The sequence below is a fragment of the Mesorhizobium sp. M0761 genome, from assembly GCF_040320205.1.
GTDB lineage: Bacteria > Pseudomonadota > Alphaproteobacteria > Rhizobiales > Rhizobiaceae > Mesorhizobium.
The window spans coordinates 259474-273388 of record NZ_JAMYPF010000005.1 but is presented as its reverse complement, the minus strand read 5'-3'; the positions used below and the strand labels follow the sequence as shown (position 1 = coordinate 273388).

The 13915-nt window shown below is 64.3% G+C and carries 16 protein-coding genes; 3 read left to right on the top strand and 13 right to left on the bottom strand.

The window, feature by feature from the left end:
• The first annotated feature begins 47 nt into the window (after positions 1-47).
• The 3 genes from NKI32_RS11025 to NKI32_RS11015 are packed head-to-tail and all read left to right on the top strand — an operon-like array spanning position 48 to position 1761.
• Positions 48-335, top strand: a complete 288-nt coding sequence (locus NKI32_RS11025) for a PqqD family protein (protein WP_023684213.1) — start codon at positions 48-50, stop codon at positions 333-335.
• The gene (locus NKI32_RS11020) at positions 335-769 is read left to right on the top strand and encodes a lasso peptide biosynthesis B2 protein (RefSeq protein WP_023668789.1); all 435 of its coding nucleotides are present in this window, start codon (positions 335-337) and stop codon (positions 767-769) included. The genes NKI32_RS11025 and NKI32_RS11020 overlap by 1 nt, the downstream gene beginning before the upstream one ends.
• Positions 766-1761, top strand: a complete 996-nt coding sequence (locus tag NKI32_RS11015; protein WP_353002610.1) for a serine kinase — start codon at positions 766-768, stop codon at positions 1759-1761. Before NKI32_RS11020 ends, NKI32_RS11015 begins: the two co-directional genes overlap by 4 nt.
• An 8-nt stretch (positions 1762-1769) precedes the next feature.
• Here the strand turns inward: NKI32_RS11015 and NKI32_RS11010 are convergent, their stop codons facing one another.
• The 13 genes from NKI32_RS11010 to NKI32_RS10950 all read right to left on the bottom strand — a co-directional run bounded on the left by NKI32_RS11010 (position 1770) and on the right by NKI32_RS10950 (position 13783).
• A complete protein-coding gene (locus NKI32_RS11010) occupies positions 1770-2795 on the bottom strand; it encodes a nucleotidyltransferase family protein (protein ID WP_023668787.1) in 1026 nt (341 codons plus the stop codon).
• A 448-nt stretch (positions 2796-3243) separates the two neighbouring features.
• A complete protein-coding gene (gene dhaK, locus NKI32_RS11005; protein WP_353002608.1) occupies positions 3244-4230 on the bottom strand; it encodes a dihydroxyacetone kinase subunit DhaK in 987 nt (328 codons plus the stop codon).
• A 22-nt stretch (positions 4231-4252) separates the two neighbouring features.
• Positions 4253-4678, bottom strand: a complete 426-nt coding sequence (locus tag NKI32_RS11000) for a hypothetical protein (protein WP_023668784.1) — start codon at positions 4676-4678, stop codon at positions 4253-4255.
• Positions 4679-4688: 10 nt separating this feature from the next.
• Complete coding sequence (gene ptsP / locus NKI32_RS10995; RefSeq protein ID WP_353002607.1) at positions 4689-6275, bottom strand: phosphoenolpyruvate--protein phosphotransferase; 1587 nt, start codon at positions 6273-6275, stop codon at positions 4689-4691.
• Positions 6259-6561: an HPr family phosphocarrier protein gene (locus NKI32_RS10990; protein WP_023684207.1), complete on the bottom strand. Its 303-nt coding sequence runs from the start codon at positions 6559-6561 to the stop codon at positions 6259-6261. The genes ptsP and NKI32_RS10990 overlap by 17 nt, the downstream gene beginning before the upstream one ends.
• A gap of 21 nt (positions 6562-6582) precedes the next feature.
• The gene (gene dhaM, locus NKI32_RS10985) at positions 6583-6972 is read right to left on the bottom strand and encodes a dihydroxyacetone kinase phosphoryl donor subunit DhaM (RefSeq protein ID WP_023690004.1); all 390 of its coding nucleotides are present in this window, start codon (positions 6970-6972) and stop codon (positions 6583-6585) included.
• Entirely contained in the window at positions 6969-7571 is a 603-nt protein-coding gene (gene dhaL / locus NKI32_RS10980; protein WP_353002606.1) for a dihydroxyacetone kinase subunit DhaL, read from the bottom strand. Before dhaL ends, dhaM begins: the two co-directional genes overlap by 4 nt.
• A gap of 70 nt (positions 7572-7641) precedes the next feature.
• A complete protein-coding gene (locus NKI32_RS10975) occupies positions 7642-9285 on the bottom strand; it encodes a dihydroxyacetone kinase subunit DhaK (protein WP_353002604.1) in 1644 nt (547 codons plus the stop codon).
• Between the two features lie 64 nt (positions 9286-9349).
• Entirely contained in the window at positions 9350-10363 is a 1014-nt protein-coding gene (locus tag NKI32_RS10970) for an ABC transporter ATP-binding protein (RefSeq protein ID WP_023816344.1), read from the bottom strand.
• Positions 10356-11468: an ABC transporter ATP-binding protein gene (locus NKI32_RS10965; RefSeq protein WP_023816343.1), complete on the bottom strand. Its 1113-nt coding sequence runs from the start codon at positions 11466-11468 to the stop codon at positions 10356-10358. The genes NKI32_RS10970 and NKI32_RS10965 overlap by 8 nt, the downstream gene beginning before the upstream one ends.
• A gap of 2 nt (positions 11469-11470) precedes the next feature.
• The gene (locus NKI32_RS10960; protein ID WP_023694181.1) at positions 11471-11674 is read right to left on the bottom strand and encodes a hypothetical protein; all 204 of its coding nucleotides are present in this window, start codon (positions 11672-11674) and stop codon (positions 11471-11473) included.
• Positions 11675-11888: 214 nt separating this feature from the next.
• Positions 11889-12839, bottom strand: a complete 951-nt coding sequence (locus NKI32_RS10955; RefSeq protein WP_023711245.1) for a carbohydrate ABC transporter permease — start codon at positions 12837-12839, stop codon at positions 11889-11891.
• Positions 12836-13783 (bottom strand): carbohydrate ABC transporter permease, encoded by a 948-nt coding sequence (locus tag NKI32_RS10950; RefSeq protein ID WP_031198535.1) that lies wholly within the window; start codon positions 13781-13783, stop codon positions 12836-12838. Before NKI32_RS10950 ends, NKI32_RS10955 begins: the two co-directional genes overlap by 4 nt.
• Between the last annotated feature and the right edge of the window lie 132 nt (positions 13784-13915).

Genomic DNA, 13915 nt, shown 5'->3' with positions numbered 1-13915 from the left:
CGCATCGCCGCGCTATCTGCTCTCCAGGAAAATGGTGGAGGGGCTCCATGGCCCAAATCGGTTCTGAAATGGTTCTGCGGCTGGCGGACGACGCCTCGGTCCAGCATGTCGGCGATGGCGCCGTCGTGCTCTTGGCACGCAGCGGCCAGCTTTACACCTGCAACGGCACCACCGAAGCCTTTCTCGACAAGGTGGACGGCGCCCGCAGCCTTGACCAGATCGTCGTCCTGTTGTCTGACGAGTTCGAGGTCGACAAGGGCACGCTCGACCAGGACATGGCGGCGCTGGCCGCCGAACTGGTGAGCGAAGGCATTCTCGCCGACCCGGCTCCCTGATGGTGGACGGCGTTCTCCTGCGCGCTTTGTTTCGTGTCCATTTATGGGCAAGCGCGCGGCTGATGCCGACCCTGATCGGCCGCCGCAGCTTCGAATCGGTGCTGAAATGGGCGCCGCTCAGCGCACCCACCCCTTATCGCGGCCTGTCGTCAGCCTACATCGTCGCTGCCGTCAACCGGACCGTCCGGCACCCCTGGCTGATGCGCGACCGCAGATGCCTGCGCGAGGGCCTGCTCGCCCACCGCTTCCTGCGCTTTGCCGGCTTCGATCCGGATCTGCGCTTCGGCGTCGATCCGAAGTCGATGCAGGCGCCGCGTATGTCTGCCCATTGCTGGGTCTGTCTCGATGGCCGCCCGGTGGTCTCGGACAGCCTCCCCGGCATGGTGCAGATCTATCGTCATCACGCCGATGCCGGAAAGGCGCACGCTGCTTGACCGGTCCGGCGACCACCTTCTGCTACGATCTCCAGGGCCAGGTCATCAGCATATCGGCCTCGCGGGCCGATCTCTGGCCGAGCTTCGACCTCTTACTCGGCACGTTGCGCGTGAGCGGGCCGGTCGAGCCCGATTTCCGCGTCGACATCGTCGAGACGCGAGAGTTACAGGAGTTGCCTGCCGGAAAACTCGCTTTCGACGGCGAGGTACCGGAGGACGGCCATTGCCGGCTGATCGACGGTGGCGGCACCGTTCACCTGGTCTTTCCCGGCCTGCAGACCGTCTCGATCAATGCCGATGGAGGCTGGGCCGAGATACGAGTCCATCCCGATGCCAAGGTCAAATGGACGATGCTGATGATGGTGCTGGATGCAGCACTTGATGCCGGCGACCAGCACATGCTGCACACCGCCGGCCTGACATTGCCTGGCCAAGAGGCGCTGGTGCTGATCCATGCGCCGAGCGGCACCGGCAAGTCGACGACGTCGCTGGCGCTGGCGTCGCAAGGCTTCGGCCTGTGCTCGGATGACGCCATGATCCTCAAGGTTTTGGCCGGTGGCGGCATCACGGCCTGGGGCTTGCCGCGCAAGGTGAAGGTCCACCGCCACACGGCGGCAATGCTGCCCTTCGTGGCGCCTTGCCTTGGCGACAAATGGGACGCCAATGGCGAGCAGGCCGTCTCGCTGGAACGTCTCGCCGAGATCATCCGCATCGAGGAGACTGTCGGCAGACCGGTTGCGGCACTGGTTCATCTCGCCCGCTCGGCGGACGCGCAAACCCGGCTCGTCCTCATGACCAGGACAGACGCCATGGTGGCGCTTGCCACCGACAATGTCAGGACCGGCATGACCGGCCTTTTGCCGGCGCAGAGGCGCCGCATGGCAACCATCGCAACGCTGGTCAAAGCCGTCCCGACCTTTACCCTGGAAGTTGGCGCGAACCCGGCCGAGGCGGCCCCGCTGATCCGCTCGGCGCTGGCGGCGCGGGACTAAAGCACACTTCAGGCAGAATGCGGCTTTGGCCTGGCGAGGCGCTGGATCCAGCGGAAGGCGTCGCGGCGCAGGCGCGAATGCATCTTGTCCCTGGAATTGACGCCGAGCAGCGTATCGCCGGTGATCAGCCATTTGGCCAAAAATATCGAGAGGTCGGGCTTGATGCGGTCGGCCAGTTCGATCGCGCGCGGTGCATCAAACAGCCGCCCCGTCACATTGAGAACCGTCGCCAGTTCGAGCTCGATGCCGCTGATGCGCGCCGCCTCGAAAAGCCGGTCTTCATCCGCGGGCGACCGCAGCGCGCGCACGCCCTGCAGCACATCGACGCAAAGCTGCAGCCGGTGGAACTTGTGCCCGCCGGCGGCGTGGACAATGGCGATGGTCAGCAGCGCGGCCGGCGTGTCGGCCTCGCTGCCGTCGATGATCTGCAATTCGCGAAAGCCCAGCGACAGCCGCCGCCGCATGCCGGAATCATGCACCAGGTTGCCGTGCAGTTCGATCAGCAGGCTGGTATTCTCCTTCTCCAGCCACTTGAACTCCTGCAGATCCTGCGACTGCGCCTCGCCGCTCCAGAGCTCGAAGCCGCATCCGGCAATCACCGTGTTGGCTTCAATGATGCTGGCCGGCTCGACCAGAATGTCGATGTCGGTGAACGGCCGGTCAGCGGCGTGGCGGTAAAGTTTGCGTGCGAAGACCGGACCCTTGACGATGCGGGCCGGAACATTTTTCGCCGCCAATGCCTTCATGATGCGGTCGCCATGATATTGCAGCAGCATCGATTGGCCGGTCGCCAGCGTCGAGCGATCACGCAGTTCCGACAGCTTTTGCCGCAAGGCTGCGTCCGCAGGCAGTTGGGCGTCGCCGATCTCGCTGAGCTTGCGCAGCATGATCGGCAGCACGCCGTGGAACTCGGCATTGGCGAGCAGTGCCAGCAAGCTTTCGGCAGCAACGTCACGGCCAATGGCAACCGTCGCCTCCGGGTCGGCGAAGGTCAGCAGCAGTTTTTCATCGGCAGGCGCAAGAGATGGCAGCATCAAACCCGGATTGCGTTCGCCCACATCAGCAATTCCCGTCCGGAATTGCGTCAAACAACCAACTCAGAGGAGCGTATGTTGCAGAAAAGCATGCATGAAGCCAGCGTGTGGTGGCAGAACCAGCTCATGAATTGACTTTCCACGGTTTCGGTCCATTCTTTTGCACTTGACTGAAAAGGGTGTTTGGAATGGCCAAGAAAAAGTATGAAGCGCCCGTGCTGCGCAAGGCAGGAAAGTTGTCCAGCGTGGTGGCCGGGCCGTCGCTGCCGATACCGCGATAAGACTTCTACGGCTTCGGTTTGGATGAAGCCGGAGCGGTCGGCCGCAAGGCAAGCCGCGCTGCAGGCGGGCAATCTGTCGGCGTGACTGCGGGTAACGGTCCGTCCGGTCCCGCAGGCTAAGGCAAGTTCATAAGCCGCCTGTTCGGGATATGGGCAAGGCCCCTCCGTTACAGTCCCCAGCGCAGCGCGGCTGTGTGCACCGGCGCGTCCCACATTGACGTTACCTCGTCATCCAGCATGGTCAGCGTGATCGAGCAGCCGGCCATGTCGAGCGATGTCACGTAGGACCCGACCAGCGAGCGGGTCACCGTCACGCCCTGTTTTTCGAAGATGCTTCGGGCGCTGTTGTACATCAGATAGAGCTCCATCAGCGGCGTGCCGCCAAAGCCGTTGATGAACAACAGTGCCGGGCCTTTCGCCCTGTCGCCGAGATCGCCCAGGATCGCGGCGCAAATCTCTTCGGCGATCGCATCGGCGCTTTTCAACGTGTCGCGACGCCGGCCGGGCTCGCCATGAATGCCGACGCCGAATTCCATCTCGCCATCACCAATCTCGAAGGTCGGCCTGCCGGCCGCCGGCACCGTGCAACTGGTCAGCGCCACGCCCATCGAACGCGTCGCGCTGTTGATGCGACCGCCGAGCGCCTTGAGATCCGCCAGCGCCATGCCTTGCTCGGCGGCGGCGCCGACGATCTTCTCCACCACCAGCGTGCCGGCGACGCCGCGCCGGCCGGTCGTAAAGGACGAATTCTCGACGGCGACGTCATCATTGATCACCACCTGCAGGACGCCGTCGGCCATTTCGCCGGCCATGTCGAAATTCATCACGTCGCCTTCATAGTTCTTGACGATGAACAGGCAGCCGGCGCCGGTATCGACGGCGGCGGCCGCCGCCAGTATCTGGTCCGGCGTTGGCGAGGTGAAGACCTGGCCGGGGCAGGCGGCGTCCAGCATGCCGTGACCGACAAAGCCGGCATGCAACGGCTCGTGGCCGGAACCGCCGCCCGAGATCAGCGCCACCTTCCCCGGCTTCATCACCTTGCGGCGAATGAATTTGTGCTCCTCGCCCAGCACCAGGATGTCGGCATGAGCTGCAACGAAGCCGTTGAGGCTTTCGGTCAGCACCGTGTCGACGGAATTCATAAACTTCTTCATGTGTCCTCCCGACACAACACGATCAGCCGCCACTCCTGCCGGTGATGCTGGTGATCTTCTGGATGAATTCGTTGATCGCCTTGTCGAGCGCTGCATTCTGCTTGTCGTCGCCGAAATCGGGCACGATCAGCGAGACATGCCGGGTCTTGCGCATGCCTGCCGCAACCGACATCTTGCCGGGATGCGCCAGATGATAGGCAGCCAGAAACTGATCGCGCTCGGCCGGACTGAAATGGCAGACCGAAAAAATAGCCGGCAGATGTTTTGACGGGATCGGGGTCGAATAGGCCGCGCTGGAAATCTGGGTGACGAAGCTGCGGTGCTTGCCAAGCGCGTCGGCAAGGCGTTGTCGCATACCCGACGGTCGCTGGTCGATGACCTGCGACAGGATCGTCTTGTAGGCGCGGATCGCCTCTTCGGAGCCGGCTTCTGGTGTCTTGTCGGCCATCTCAGTCATCCTAGACCGATGCATCCGAGATGGCCGCCTTGGCCATGGCGAGTTGGGCGGGAGCCACCGAGAGATCCCGCAGGCCGGCCTCGAGCAGTGCCGGGATCGATGCCGGATCGCCGCCGGCATCGCCGCACAGGCTGACTGGGATTTTCGCGCGCAGGCCAAAAGCGGCAACCGAGCCGATCAGCCGCAACACGGCGGGATGGCGGACAGAATTAAGATGCGCCACGGCTGCGTTATCGCGGGCAGCCGCCATTACATATTGGGTCAGATCGTTCGAACCGATCGAGAAGAAGGCGACATCGGCAAACGCCTCCGGCGCGATCGCCACCGAAGGCACCTCGACCATGATGCCGAGCGGCGGCATTTTTTGCGCGATGCCGCGCGCGGCAAGCCCGGCCTGCTCCTCCACGAACAGAGCGGCGGCGCGTTGGTATTCCTCCGCGACGGCGATCATCGGAAACATCACCTTCAGATTGCCGTGCACCGCCGCGCGCAGCAGCGCCCGGATCTGTACGCGAAACACCTCCGGCCTTGCCAGCGACAGCCTGATGCCACGCAGCCCGAGGAACGGGTTGCTCTCCTCGACGGTGAAGCCCGGCACCGGCTTGTCGCCGCCGGCGTCGACGGTACGGATGGTTACCGGCTTGTCGCCTGCCCATTCCAGCACCTTGCGATAGGCCTGGTATTGCGTCTCCTCGTCCGGCGGCGCCTTGCCGAACAGGAATTCGGTGCGCATCAGCCCGACCCCGTCGCAGGTCGAAATGTCGATGCCGTCGACCTCGGACGGATCGGCGATGTTGACCTGCACCCGAATTGTCGTGCCGGCCTTGGTCACAGCCGGCTTCGCCAGATAGGCTTCGGCCCTGTCGCGGCGCGCCTCGAAGGACGACGACGATCGATGGAACGCCTCGATTTCGGCCTTCGTTGGCGAAAGCACGATGCCGCCATGCTCGGCATCCAGCAGCGCCGCGCCACTGGGATCATCCGGCGAAGAACCGAGCCCCACGATCATCGGTATGCCGCGCGAGCGCGCCAGCATGGCGACGTGGCTGGCGGTGCTGCCGGCCTTCAGCGCGATGCCGCCGCCGGCGCTCCAGTCGGTCTCGAGAAAGCGCGTCGGCGCGATGTCCTCGCCGTAGAGGATGGCGCCGGCCGGTGCCGCGCTCTCCTGTTCCTCGGCCAGCGCCCGCAACACCCGGTCCCTGATGTCGCTGATATCGGCGGCGCGCGCCCGGAAATAGTCCTGGTCTGATGTCTCATAGCCGGCGATCTCGGCGTCCAGCGCCTGCCGCCAGGCCATGTCGGCCGGCATGCCGGACGCGAGCGCCGCAAATGCCGGCCCGGTCAGTGCATCGTCCTCCAGCATGGCGATCTGAAACTCGAGGATACCGACCGCCTCCTCATCGGCGGTTTCGATCAGGGTCGCGAGCCGCTCCACCGCGTTGCCGATTGCTGCTTCCAGCGCGGCTTTCTCGTCCGCGGCGCTTGCCTTGCCCGTGTAGTGCGCGGTGCCGTTGTCGAGGTTGAACAACGGCCCCTCGGCATAGCCGGCCGACGCCGAAATGCCTTGCAGCCTAAGCGGTTCGGGCATGGCCCGCATCCTCGTCGAAACCGCGTCGCACCAACTCGGCCAGCGCTCTCACGGCATCGTCGGCGCCGTCGCCTGTGGCCCGGATGTGCAGCATGGTGCCTTTCGGCGCCCTGGCCGCCATCACCTTGACGATGCTCTTGGCGTCGAACCATGGGCCGTTGGCGGCAAGCGCAATCTCCACCTCGGCGGCAAAGCTCTTGGCAAGCTTGGTGAACTTCACCGAAGGGCGCGCGTGCAGACCTACCTCGTGGGTGATCAGGACGGTGGCCTCGGCAAATGCGGACATCAGGTCAAAATTCCCGTTCGCTCACGACGGCGACAATTCATGCGCCGTCGCCACCACTTCCTTCAGCGAGGCCCCGCCGGACGCCTCCGTCGCAGCCATCACCGCGCCTTCGACGATCGGCGCGTTGCAGACGACGATCTTCTGCGCCCGCGGCTCGCCGATCATTTCCACCGCCATTTCCGAATTGGTCTCGGCGCCGCCGAGATCGACCAGTATGGCGACGCCCGCCTCCGACCACGCCTTGTCGATGGCGCCCATGATCGCTTCGACGCTGGTGCCGAGCCCGCCATGGCCGTTTCCGCCGCACCATGCAAGCGGCACTTCGTCGCCCACCATCTGCCGCACCATGTCGGCCGTGCCTTCGGCAACCAGCGGCGAATGCGAGACGATGACGATGCCGACATTGCTCATGCTTGGCCCTCGACGGTTTCGGCGACGGTCCGCACCAGCAGCGCCACAGAGCGTCCGCCGGCATCCATATGACCGATTGAGCGGTCGCCGAGGAATGAGGCGCGACCGCGTGTTGCCTTCATCGGCACGGTCGCTTCGGCAGCCGCGTCGGCAATATCAGCGATTTCCGAGCCTGTCTTTCCATTCGCGAGCGCGTCATGCACCGGATACAGCACATCGAGCATCGTCTTCTGGCCGACCTGCGATTTGCCTCTGGCGGCCACCGCCTCGATTGCCTCGCCGAAAGCAGCCGTCAGCTTGGGGCGATCCGGCTCTCCTGAAATCTCCTTGCCCAGCGCCAGGAACAATGTGCCGAACAGCGGCCCGGACGCGCCGCCGACCGTCATCACCAGCTTGGTGCCGATCGCCTTCAGCGCCTCGGGCAGCGGCTTTGCAGCGAACGCCCCTGCATCGGCGCGCACAGCCTCGAAGCCGCGCTTCATGTTCAGCCCATGGTCACCGTCGCCGATCGCCTGGTCGAGCGCGGTCAACTCTTCCGAGTGAGCGGCGATCGTGTCCGCGGCGGCGGTGATCAGCCTGGCAAGGTCGAACGCTGCCATGTCCAGATTCCCGGTTTCGATCCTGCCGGCAGTATCGCAAGAGTTTTCATTCGACAATCTAAGCATGCCGTCAGGCCGTTGCATGCAGCGCGGCGGCGGCCGCGAACACTTCGGCCACGGCATGGGCGCCAGGGTCGACTACGCCCTGCAATTTGGTGCCGACATAGGCGGAGCGCCCGGCCTTCGCCTTCTCCATGGCCGCGGTCGCCTCGGCGCCGTGCCGTGCCGCTGTAGCCGCGGCATCCAGCCCCTTGGCATCGAGCGCCTTCAGCCCCGGCTCCAAGGCATCGACCATGGTGCGGTCGCCGACCCTGGCGCCGCCATAGAAGGTCATCCGGTCAAGCCCGGCAAGCAGCGCCTTGGACAGGGTTGCTCCGCCGTTCGAAGCCTGAGCCGCCGCCGTGAAGAAGATCGACAGCAAGACGCCTGAGGAGCCGCCCATTGCGACGCCCAGACTATCGCCTATAGCCGCAAGTGTGGCGGCAGGGTCGGCCAGCGGCAGCGCATCGAGCCGTTCCAGCACGCTGCGCGCGCCGGTCGCAACCGTCGAACCGGTATCGCCATCGCCCGCCTTGGCGTCGAGCCCGTTCAGTGTCTCTTCGAGCGCGATCAGCCGTTCGCAGACCGTGATGATCAAACGCCTGGTGCCGGAATCCTGGCTGGCCCTTTGGGCTGCGCTGTTTCCAGCCGCTTTCGCCATAGGCACGATAGCCGGCGCGACGACGGTTTTGGCCGGCATCCAGGCATGTGGGCCGACAGGCGCCAGCAAGCCTGCCTCGCGCGCCGCATCGAGCTTGATCAGCGACAGCGAAAAACCGTTCATGTTGAGCGCCGTCATCAGCGGTCCGGGGCCGATCGCAAGCTTCACGGTCTTGGCCAGCGGCGAGGCCAGCACGGCATTGGCGACCAGCGACATTTCGAGCGGCGGCACCGAGCCGAGATTGTTGATGAGCAACGCGTGGCTGGCGTTCGGGTCGAGCCGCGCGGCCAGCCGCTCCGCCATGATCGCCACAAGTCTGTCGGCGCTCTGCACGGCGATGCGCTCGACGCCCGGCTCGCCATGGATGCCGAGGCCGAGTTCGCCGTCATTTTCGCCGAACCGCTCTTCATGTGGCTGGCCGGGGATCGAGCAGGACGACAGCGACATGCCGAGCGAGATGATGTCCTTCGCCGCCGCGCGAGCCGCTGTCGCGATCGCTGTCAGACCGCTTCCCCTCTCCGACAAATGGCCTGATATCTTGTGCACGAACAAGGTGCCGGCGACGCCGCGCGGCTGGTTGATATCGGGCAAGGCAATGTCGTCGGCGACGATCGCCATCTCGACGCAAAACCCCTCGGCGCGCGCCTTCTCGGCCGCGAGGCCGAAATTGAGGCGGTCGCCGGTGTAGTTCTTGACGATCAGCAGGCAGCCAGCCGGGCCGGTCACCGCGCGAATGGCCGCCAGGACCGCCTCGACGCTGGGCGAGGCAAATATCTCGCCCGAGACCGCCGCCGTCAGCATGCCCTTGCCGACAAACCCGGCATGCGACGGCTCGTGCCCGGCACCGCCGCCGGAGACGACGGCAACCTTTGCCTTGTCCCAGTCGGCGCGCAGCACGACCTTGATCTCGGGATAGCCGTCGAGGCGGGCGAGATCGCCGGAACCGATAGTCCGCAACAGCCCGTCCAGCGCCTCGGTGACGATCGTTTCCCTGCGGTTGAAAAAGTGCTTCATCGAATTCGTCCTGTATTCGTCAATCAGAAGCCGGTGCCGTGCCCTTGGCGAGACACCGAAAACCTCACATCAGTCTTTGTCCGTCGGCGCCGAAATAAAGTGGCGAGCGGTAGCGGATCACCACTTTGTCGCCCTCGGCCAGATCCGTATCGGGGTCGGTGAGCGTCACCAGTTTCTTCGGGCCGACCGTAACATGCAGATGGTTCTGGTCCCCGAGATGTTCGACCCAGTCGACGACGCCGTCGGCATGGCCGCTTGCGGTCTTCTCGATCGACAGATGCTCGGTGCGCGCGCCGATGGTCTTGGTTCCGGTCGGCGCCCCACCATCAGGCAGCAGCCCGGCCGGCAGCAGGTTGATCGCCGGCTGGCCGAGGCGGGCCGCGACATGAAGGTTGGCCGGCTCCGAATAGATTGTGCGCGGCGTGCCGATCTGCACCAGCACGCCGTCATTGAGGATGCCGATGCGATCGGCCATGGTCATCGCCTCGATCTGGTCGTGCGTGACATAGAGCATGGTGGCGCCGAGTTCGGCCTGGATGCGCTTGAGTTCGAGCCTGAGATCGGCGCGCAATTTGGCATCCAGCGACGACAGCGGTTCGTCCATCAGATAGATCGACGGTTTGCGCACCAACGCTCGGCCGATGGCGACGCGCTGCATCTCGCCGCCCGACAGCTTGGTCGAGCGGTTGGCGAGCTTGTGGTGGATGCGCACCATCTTTGCCACCTCTTCGACGCGGCGGCGAATCTGGTCCTCCGGTACTTTCCGCGCCGGCGAGCGCAGCGGGAAGGCGAGGTTGTCGTAGACTGACAGATGCGGGTAGAGCGAATATTGCTGGAAGACGAAAGCGGTGTCGCGCTCGGCCGGCGACAGCGTCGTCGCATCGTGGCCGCCAATATCGATCCTGCCGCCATCCGGCCGCTCCAGTCCGGCGATCAATCTCAGCGTCGTCGTCTTGCCGGCGCCGGTCGGGCCGAGCAGCACGACGAATTCGCCATCGGCGATGTTGAGGTCGAGGCCATTGACGGCGACATGATCGCCGAAGCTTTTGGTCACGCCCTTGATGTGCACGTCAGCCATGCTGCGCTCTCCCTTGAGAGGCGGTATCGTGGATCGCGGTGCGCACCGCCCGACCCGAGCCCTTGTCGAACAGCGACAGCCGCGCGCTGTTCAACGTCAGCCCGACATGATCGCCGGCAGCGAGCCGGATTTCGGCCGGCACCCGCGCCTTGATGATGCCGTCCGCCGTCTCCACCGCCACGATCTGCGTCGTGCCGAGATATTCGGTGCCGTAGATGGCGCCGCGCAGTTTCGACGCATCGTCGAAACGGATGTGCTCGGGACGGATGCCGAGCGCCATGTCGGCGGGCGCAATTTCCTCGCGCACTTCCGGCACCGCCACCTTGGCGCCCTGGACGACGATTTCCTTCGCCCCCTTCGCCAGCCCGCCACCGAAGCCCAGGAAATTCATCGGCGGCGAGCCGATGAAGTCGGCGACGAACATGGTTGCCGGGCGGTCGTAGATTTCGCGCGGGCTGCCGAACTGTTCGATGACGCCATGGTTCATGACGGCGATCTTGTCGGCCATCGACATCGCTTCCATCTGGTCGTGCGTGACATAGACGGTGGTGGCGTGGATGCGGTTGTGCAGCTCGCGCAGCTCATGCACCATCAGATCGCGGAATTCGGTGTCGAGCGTGCCGAGCGGCTCGTCCATCAGAAAACACTTTGGCCGTCGCACGATGGCGCGGCCGAGCGCGACCCGCTGGCGGTCGCCGCCGGCAAGCCCTGAGACCGATTTGTTGAGCAGGTGGTCGATGCGCAGCAGCTTCGCCGTTTCCTCGACACGGCTTCGAATCTCGGCCGACGGCATGCCTTGCGCGAGAAGCGGGAAGCCGATGTTCTTGCGCACATTCATATGCGGATAGAGCGCGAAAAGCTGGAAGACGAAGGCGATGTCGCGTTCGCGCGCCCGGCGCATGGTGACATCCTCGCCGCCGAGCAGGATCTGGCCGCCCGTCGGCAGTTCCAGCCCGGCGATCATGCGCAGCGTCGTCGTCTTGCCGCAGCCCGACGGGCCAAGCATGACGAAGAACTCGCCATCCTCGACGATGAAGCTGGAATCCTGCACGGCGACGAAATCGCCGAAGGCCTTTCTCAAATGTTGGACGCGGATTTCGGCCATGATTATTCCGGGAATTTCGAGACGATGATGAACATCACTGTGCCGGCGAGCATGGTGATGAAGGAGTAGGTGTAGAGCGCGAGCGCGAAAGGCTGGAACAGCATCAGGAAGCCGACGGCGATGAGCGCCGTCGCAATGTTTTCCATGAGGCCGCGCCGGGCCCAGCGAGGCCAGGATGACTTTTTGGAGATGGCTGGGCGCGTCATGCGTAGCTGCCTTCCTTCTGCCCGGCAACGGGGCGAGACGGTTGCCAGGTGGTTCCCCCACTCCGTCGCTGCTTCGCAGCGTCACCTCTCCCCCCTCCGGAGGGAGAGGAAGGCAGCCTGCCTGAATGAAGTGCGCGTCCTTCCTCTACCCCGTCGATGGGGGGAGAGGTGTCGGGCGAAGCGCGACGGAGTGGGGGGCGACCTGGCACACCACTCATTTGCGAACCGCGCCGAAAGTGATGCCGCGCAGCAACTGCTTGCGTAGCAGGATGGTGAAGACCAGGATCGGCACCAGGAAGATCGTCGTGCCCGCCGCCACCGCCGGCCAGTCCTGGCCGCCTTCGCCGATGATAGTCGGGATGAAGGGCGGTGCGGTTTGCGCCGTGCCGGAGGTGAGCAGTGCCGCGAAGGCATATTCGTTCCAGGCGAAGATCAGGCAGAAGATGGCGGTCGCGGCGATGCCGGTGGTGGCTTGCGGCAGCACGGTGCGCCAGAAGGCCTGCAGCCTGGTGTAGCCGTCGATCATCGCCGCTTCCTCATACTCGCGCGGGATCTCGTCGATGAAGCCTTTCAGCAGCCACACCGCCAGCGACACGTTTACCGCCGTGTAGAGCAGGATCATGCCCAGCGCGGTGTCGGACAGGCCGAGCTCGCGGTACATCAGGTAGATGGGAATCGCGACCGCGATCGGCGGCATGAAGCGCGTCGACAGGATGAAGAACAGAAGGTCATCGGCCAGCGGCACCTTGAAGCGCGAGAAACCATAGGCAGACAGCGTGCCGAGGAAGACCGCGCAGAAGGTCGAGCCGAAGGCGATTATCAGCGAATTGACGAAGCGCGGCAGGAAATTGGACGGGCCGGCAATCACCATGTTGCGCTTGCGCGAGGTCTCGTCGCAGAAACCGGTCGCGGGTCCGAGCGAGTTGATGTACTCGGGCGTTTGCCTGGTGCGCGTCGTGAACAGGTTGCAATAGCCCTCGATGCTCGGCTGGAACAGAATCTTGGGCGGATAGGCGATCGAATCCGGCGGCGTCTTGAAGCTGGTGGCGAAGATCCACAGCAGCGGCACGATCGAGATCAGCGCGTAGAGCACGATGATCGTGCCGGCGATCCGCTTCGAATTGGCCGAGGGGGCGACGACGGAGTGGGCGGTGGTCAGGCTCATCTCTGCTTCACCTTGTTCAGCGCCTTGACGTAGATGTTGGCCAGCCCAAACACCGCGACGAACAGGATGATGGCGAAGGCCGAGGAATATCCGGTGCGCCAGCTCTCGAACGCTTGCCGTTTCAGCGTGATGGAAGCGACCTCGGTGGTCGAGCCCGGCCCGCCACCGGTCAGCAGGTTGACCATGTCGAACATCTTGAAGTTCTCGATGCCGCGAAACAGCACCGCCAGCATGATGAAGGGCAGCGCCATCGGCAGCGTGATCGACCAGAACTGCCGCCAGTTGGATGCGCGGTCGACCTCGGCCGCCTCATAGATGTATTCGGGGATCGAGCGCAGGCCGGCGAGACAGATCAGCATGACATAGGGCGTCCACATCCAGGTGTCGACGATGATGATCGACCACGGCGCCAGCGACACGTTGGACAGCATCTGGATGTCGGTCGGTGGTATCCGGGTGACGAACGAGATGGCGTAGGCGAACAGGCCGATCTGCGGCTCGTAGAGGAAACGCCAGAAATTGCCGACCACCGCCGGCGACAGCATCATCGGCACCAGGATGATGGTCGTCCAGAAGGCGTGGCCGCGAAACTTCCTGTCGATCAGCCATGCCAGCGTGAAACCGATCAGCGTCTGCAGCAAGATCGTCCAGAACACGAAATGCGCCGTCGTCTGCATGGCGATCCAGATGTCCTGGTCGCCGAGGATGCGCTGGTAGTTGGCGAAGCCGAGGTTTTTCACCACCTCGTTCGGGCGGTTCGCGCGGAAGTTGGTGAAGGACAGGTAGATCGCCCAGAACAGCGGGAAGATGTTGATGGCCAAGAGCAACAGGATCGTCGGCGAGATGAACAGCCAGGCGAGGCCCTTGTCGCTGATGCCACGGACCTTGCGGGCCAACGGCTCCGGGGTCGCCCGGGCAACGTTCTCCGCAGTCCGATTGAGCATGGTGAGCCCTGCTTCGGTCACGTCAAGTCTCGACACTGGAATTTATCTGAACTGCGTCCCGTGCCAAGGGCGGCACGGGACCAAGAGCATGAAGCCGAAAAGTGTGAAGCGGTTTTCGGACGACATCATGCT

Excerpts from the sequence above, each read along its gene's own strand:
- NKI32_RS10965 (WP_023816343.1), bottom strand. The coding sequence starts at position 11,468 with ATGGCCGAAATCCGCGTCCAACATTTGAGAAAGGCCTTCGGCGATTTC.
- dhaM (WP_023690004.1), bottom strand. The coding sequence starts at position 6,972 with ATGAGCAATGTCGGCATCGTCATCGTCTCGCATTCGCCGCTGGTTGCC.
- NKI32_RS10970 (WP_023816344.1), bottom strand. The coding sequence starts at position 10,363 with ATGGCTGACGTGCACATCAAGGGCGTGACCAAAAGCTTCGGCGATCAT.
- ptsP (WP_353002607.1), bottom strand. The coding sequence starts at position 6,275 with ATGCCCGAACCGCTTAGGCTGCAAGGCATTTCGGCGTCGGCCGGCTAT.
- NKI32_RS10960 (WP_023694181.1), bottom strand. The coding sequence starts at position 11,674 with ATGACGCGCCCAGCCATCTCCAAAAAGTCATCCTGGCCTCGCTGGGCC.
- NKI32_RS11000 (WP_023668784.1), bottom strand. The coding sequence starts at position 4,678 with ATGGCCGACAAGACACCAGAAGCCGGCTCCGAAGAGGCGATCCGCGCC.
- dhaK (WP_353002608.1), bottom strand. The coding sequence starts at position 4,230 with ATGAAGAAGTTTATGAATTCCGTCGACACGGTGCTGACCGAAAGCCTC.
- NKI32_RS11025 (WP_023684213.1), top strand. The coding sequence starts at position 48 with ATGGCCCAAATCGGTTCTGAAATGGTTCTGCGGCTGGCGGACGACGCC.
- NKI32_RS10990 (WP_023684207.1), bottom strand. The coding sequence starts at position 6,561 with ATGTCCGCATTTGCCGAGGCCACCGTCCTGATCACCCACGAGGTAGGT.
- dhaL (WP_353002606.1), bottom strand. The coding sequence starts at position 7,571 with ATGGCAGCGTTCGACCTTGCCAGGCTGATCACCGCCGCCGCGGACACG.
- NKI32_RS10955 (WP_023711245.1), bottom strand. The coding sequence starts at position 12,839 with ATGAGCCTGACCACCGCCCACTCCGTCGTCGCCCCCTCGGCCAATTCG.
- NKI32_RS10950 (WP_031198535.1), bottom strand. The coding sequence starts at position 13,783 with ATGCTCAATCGGACTGCGGAGAACGTTGCCCGGGCGACCCCGGAGCCG.
- NKI32_RS10975 (WP_353002604.1), bottom strand. The coding sequence starts at position 9,285 with ATGAAGCACTTTTTCAACCGCAGGGAAACGATCGTCACCGAGGCGCTG.
- NKI32_RS11020 (WP_023668789.1), top strand. The coding sequence starts at position 335 with ATGGTGGACGGCGTTCTCCTGCGCGCTTTGTTTCGTGTCCATTTATGG.
- NKI32_RS11010 (WP_023668787.1), bottom strand. The coding sequence starts at position 2,795 with ATGCTGCCATCTCTTGCGCCTGCCGATGAAAAACTGCTGCTGACCTTC.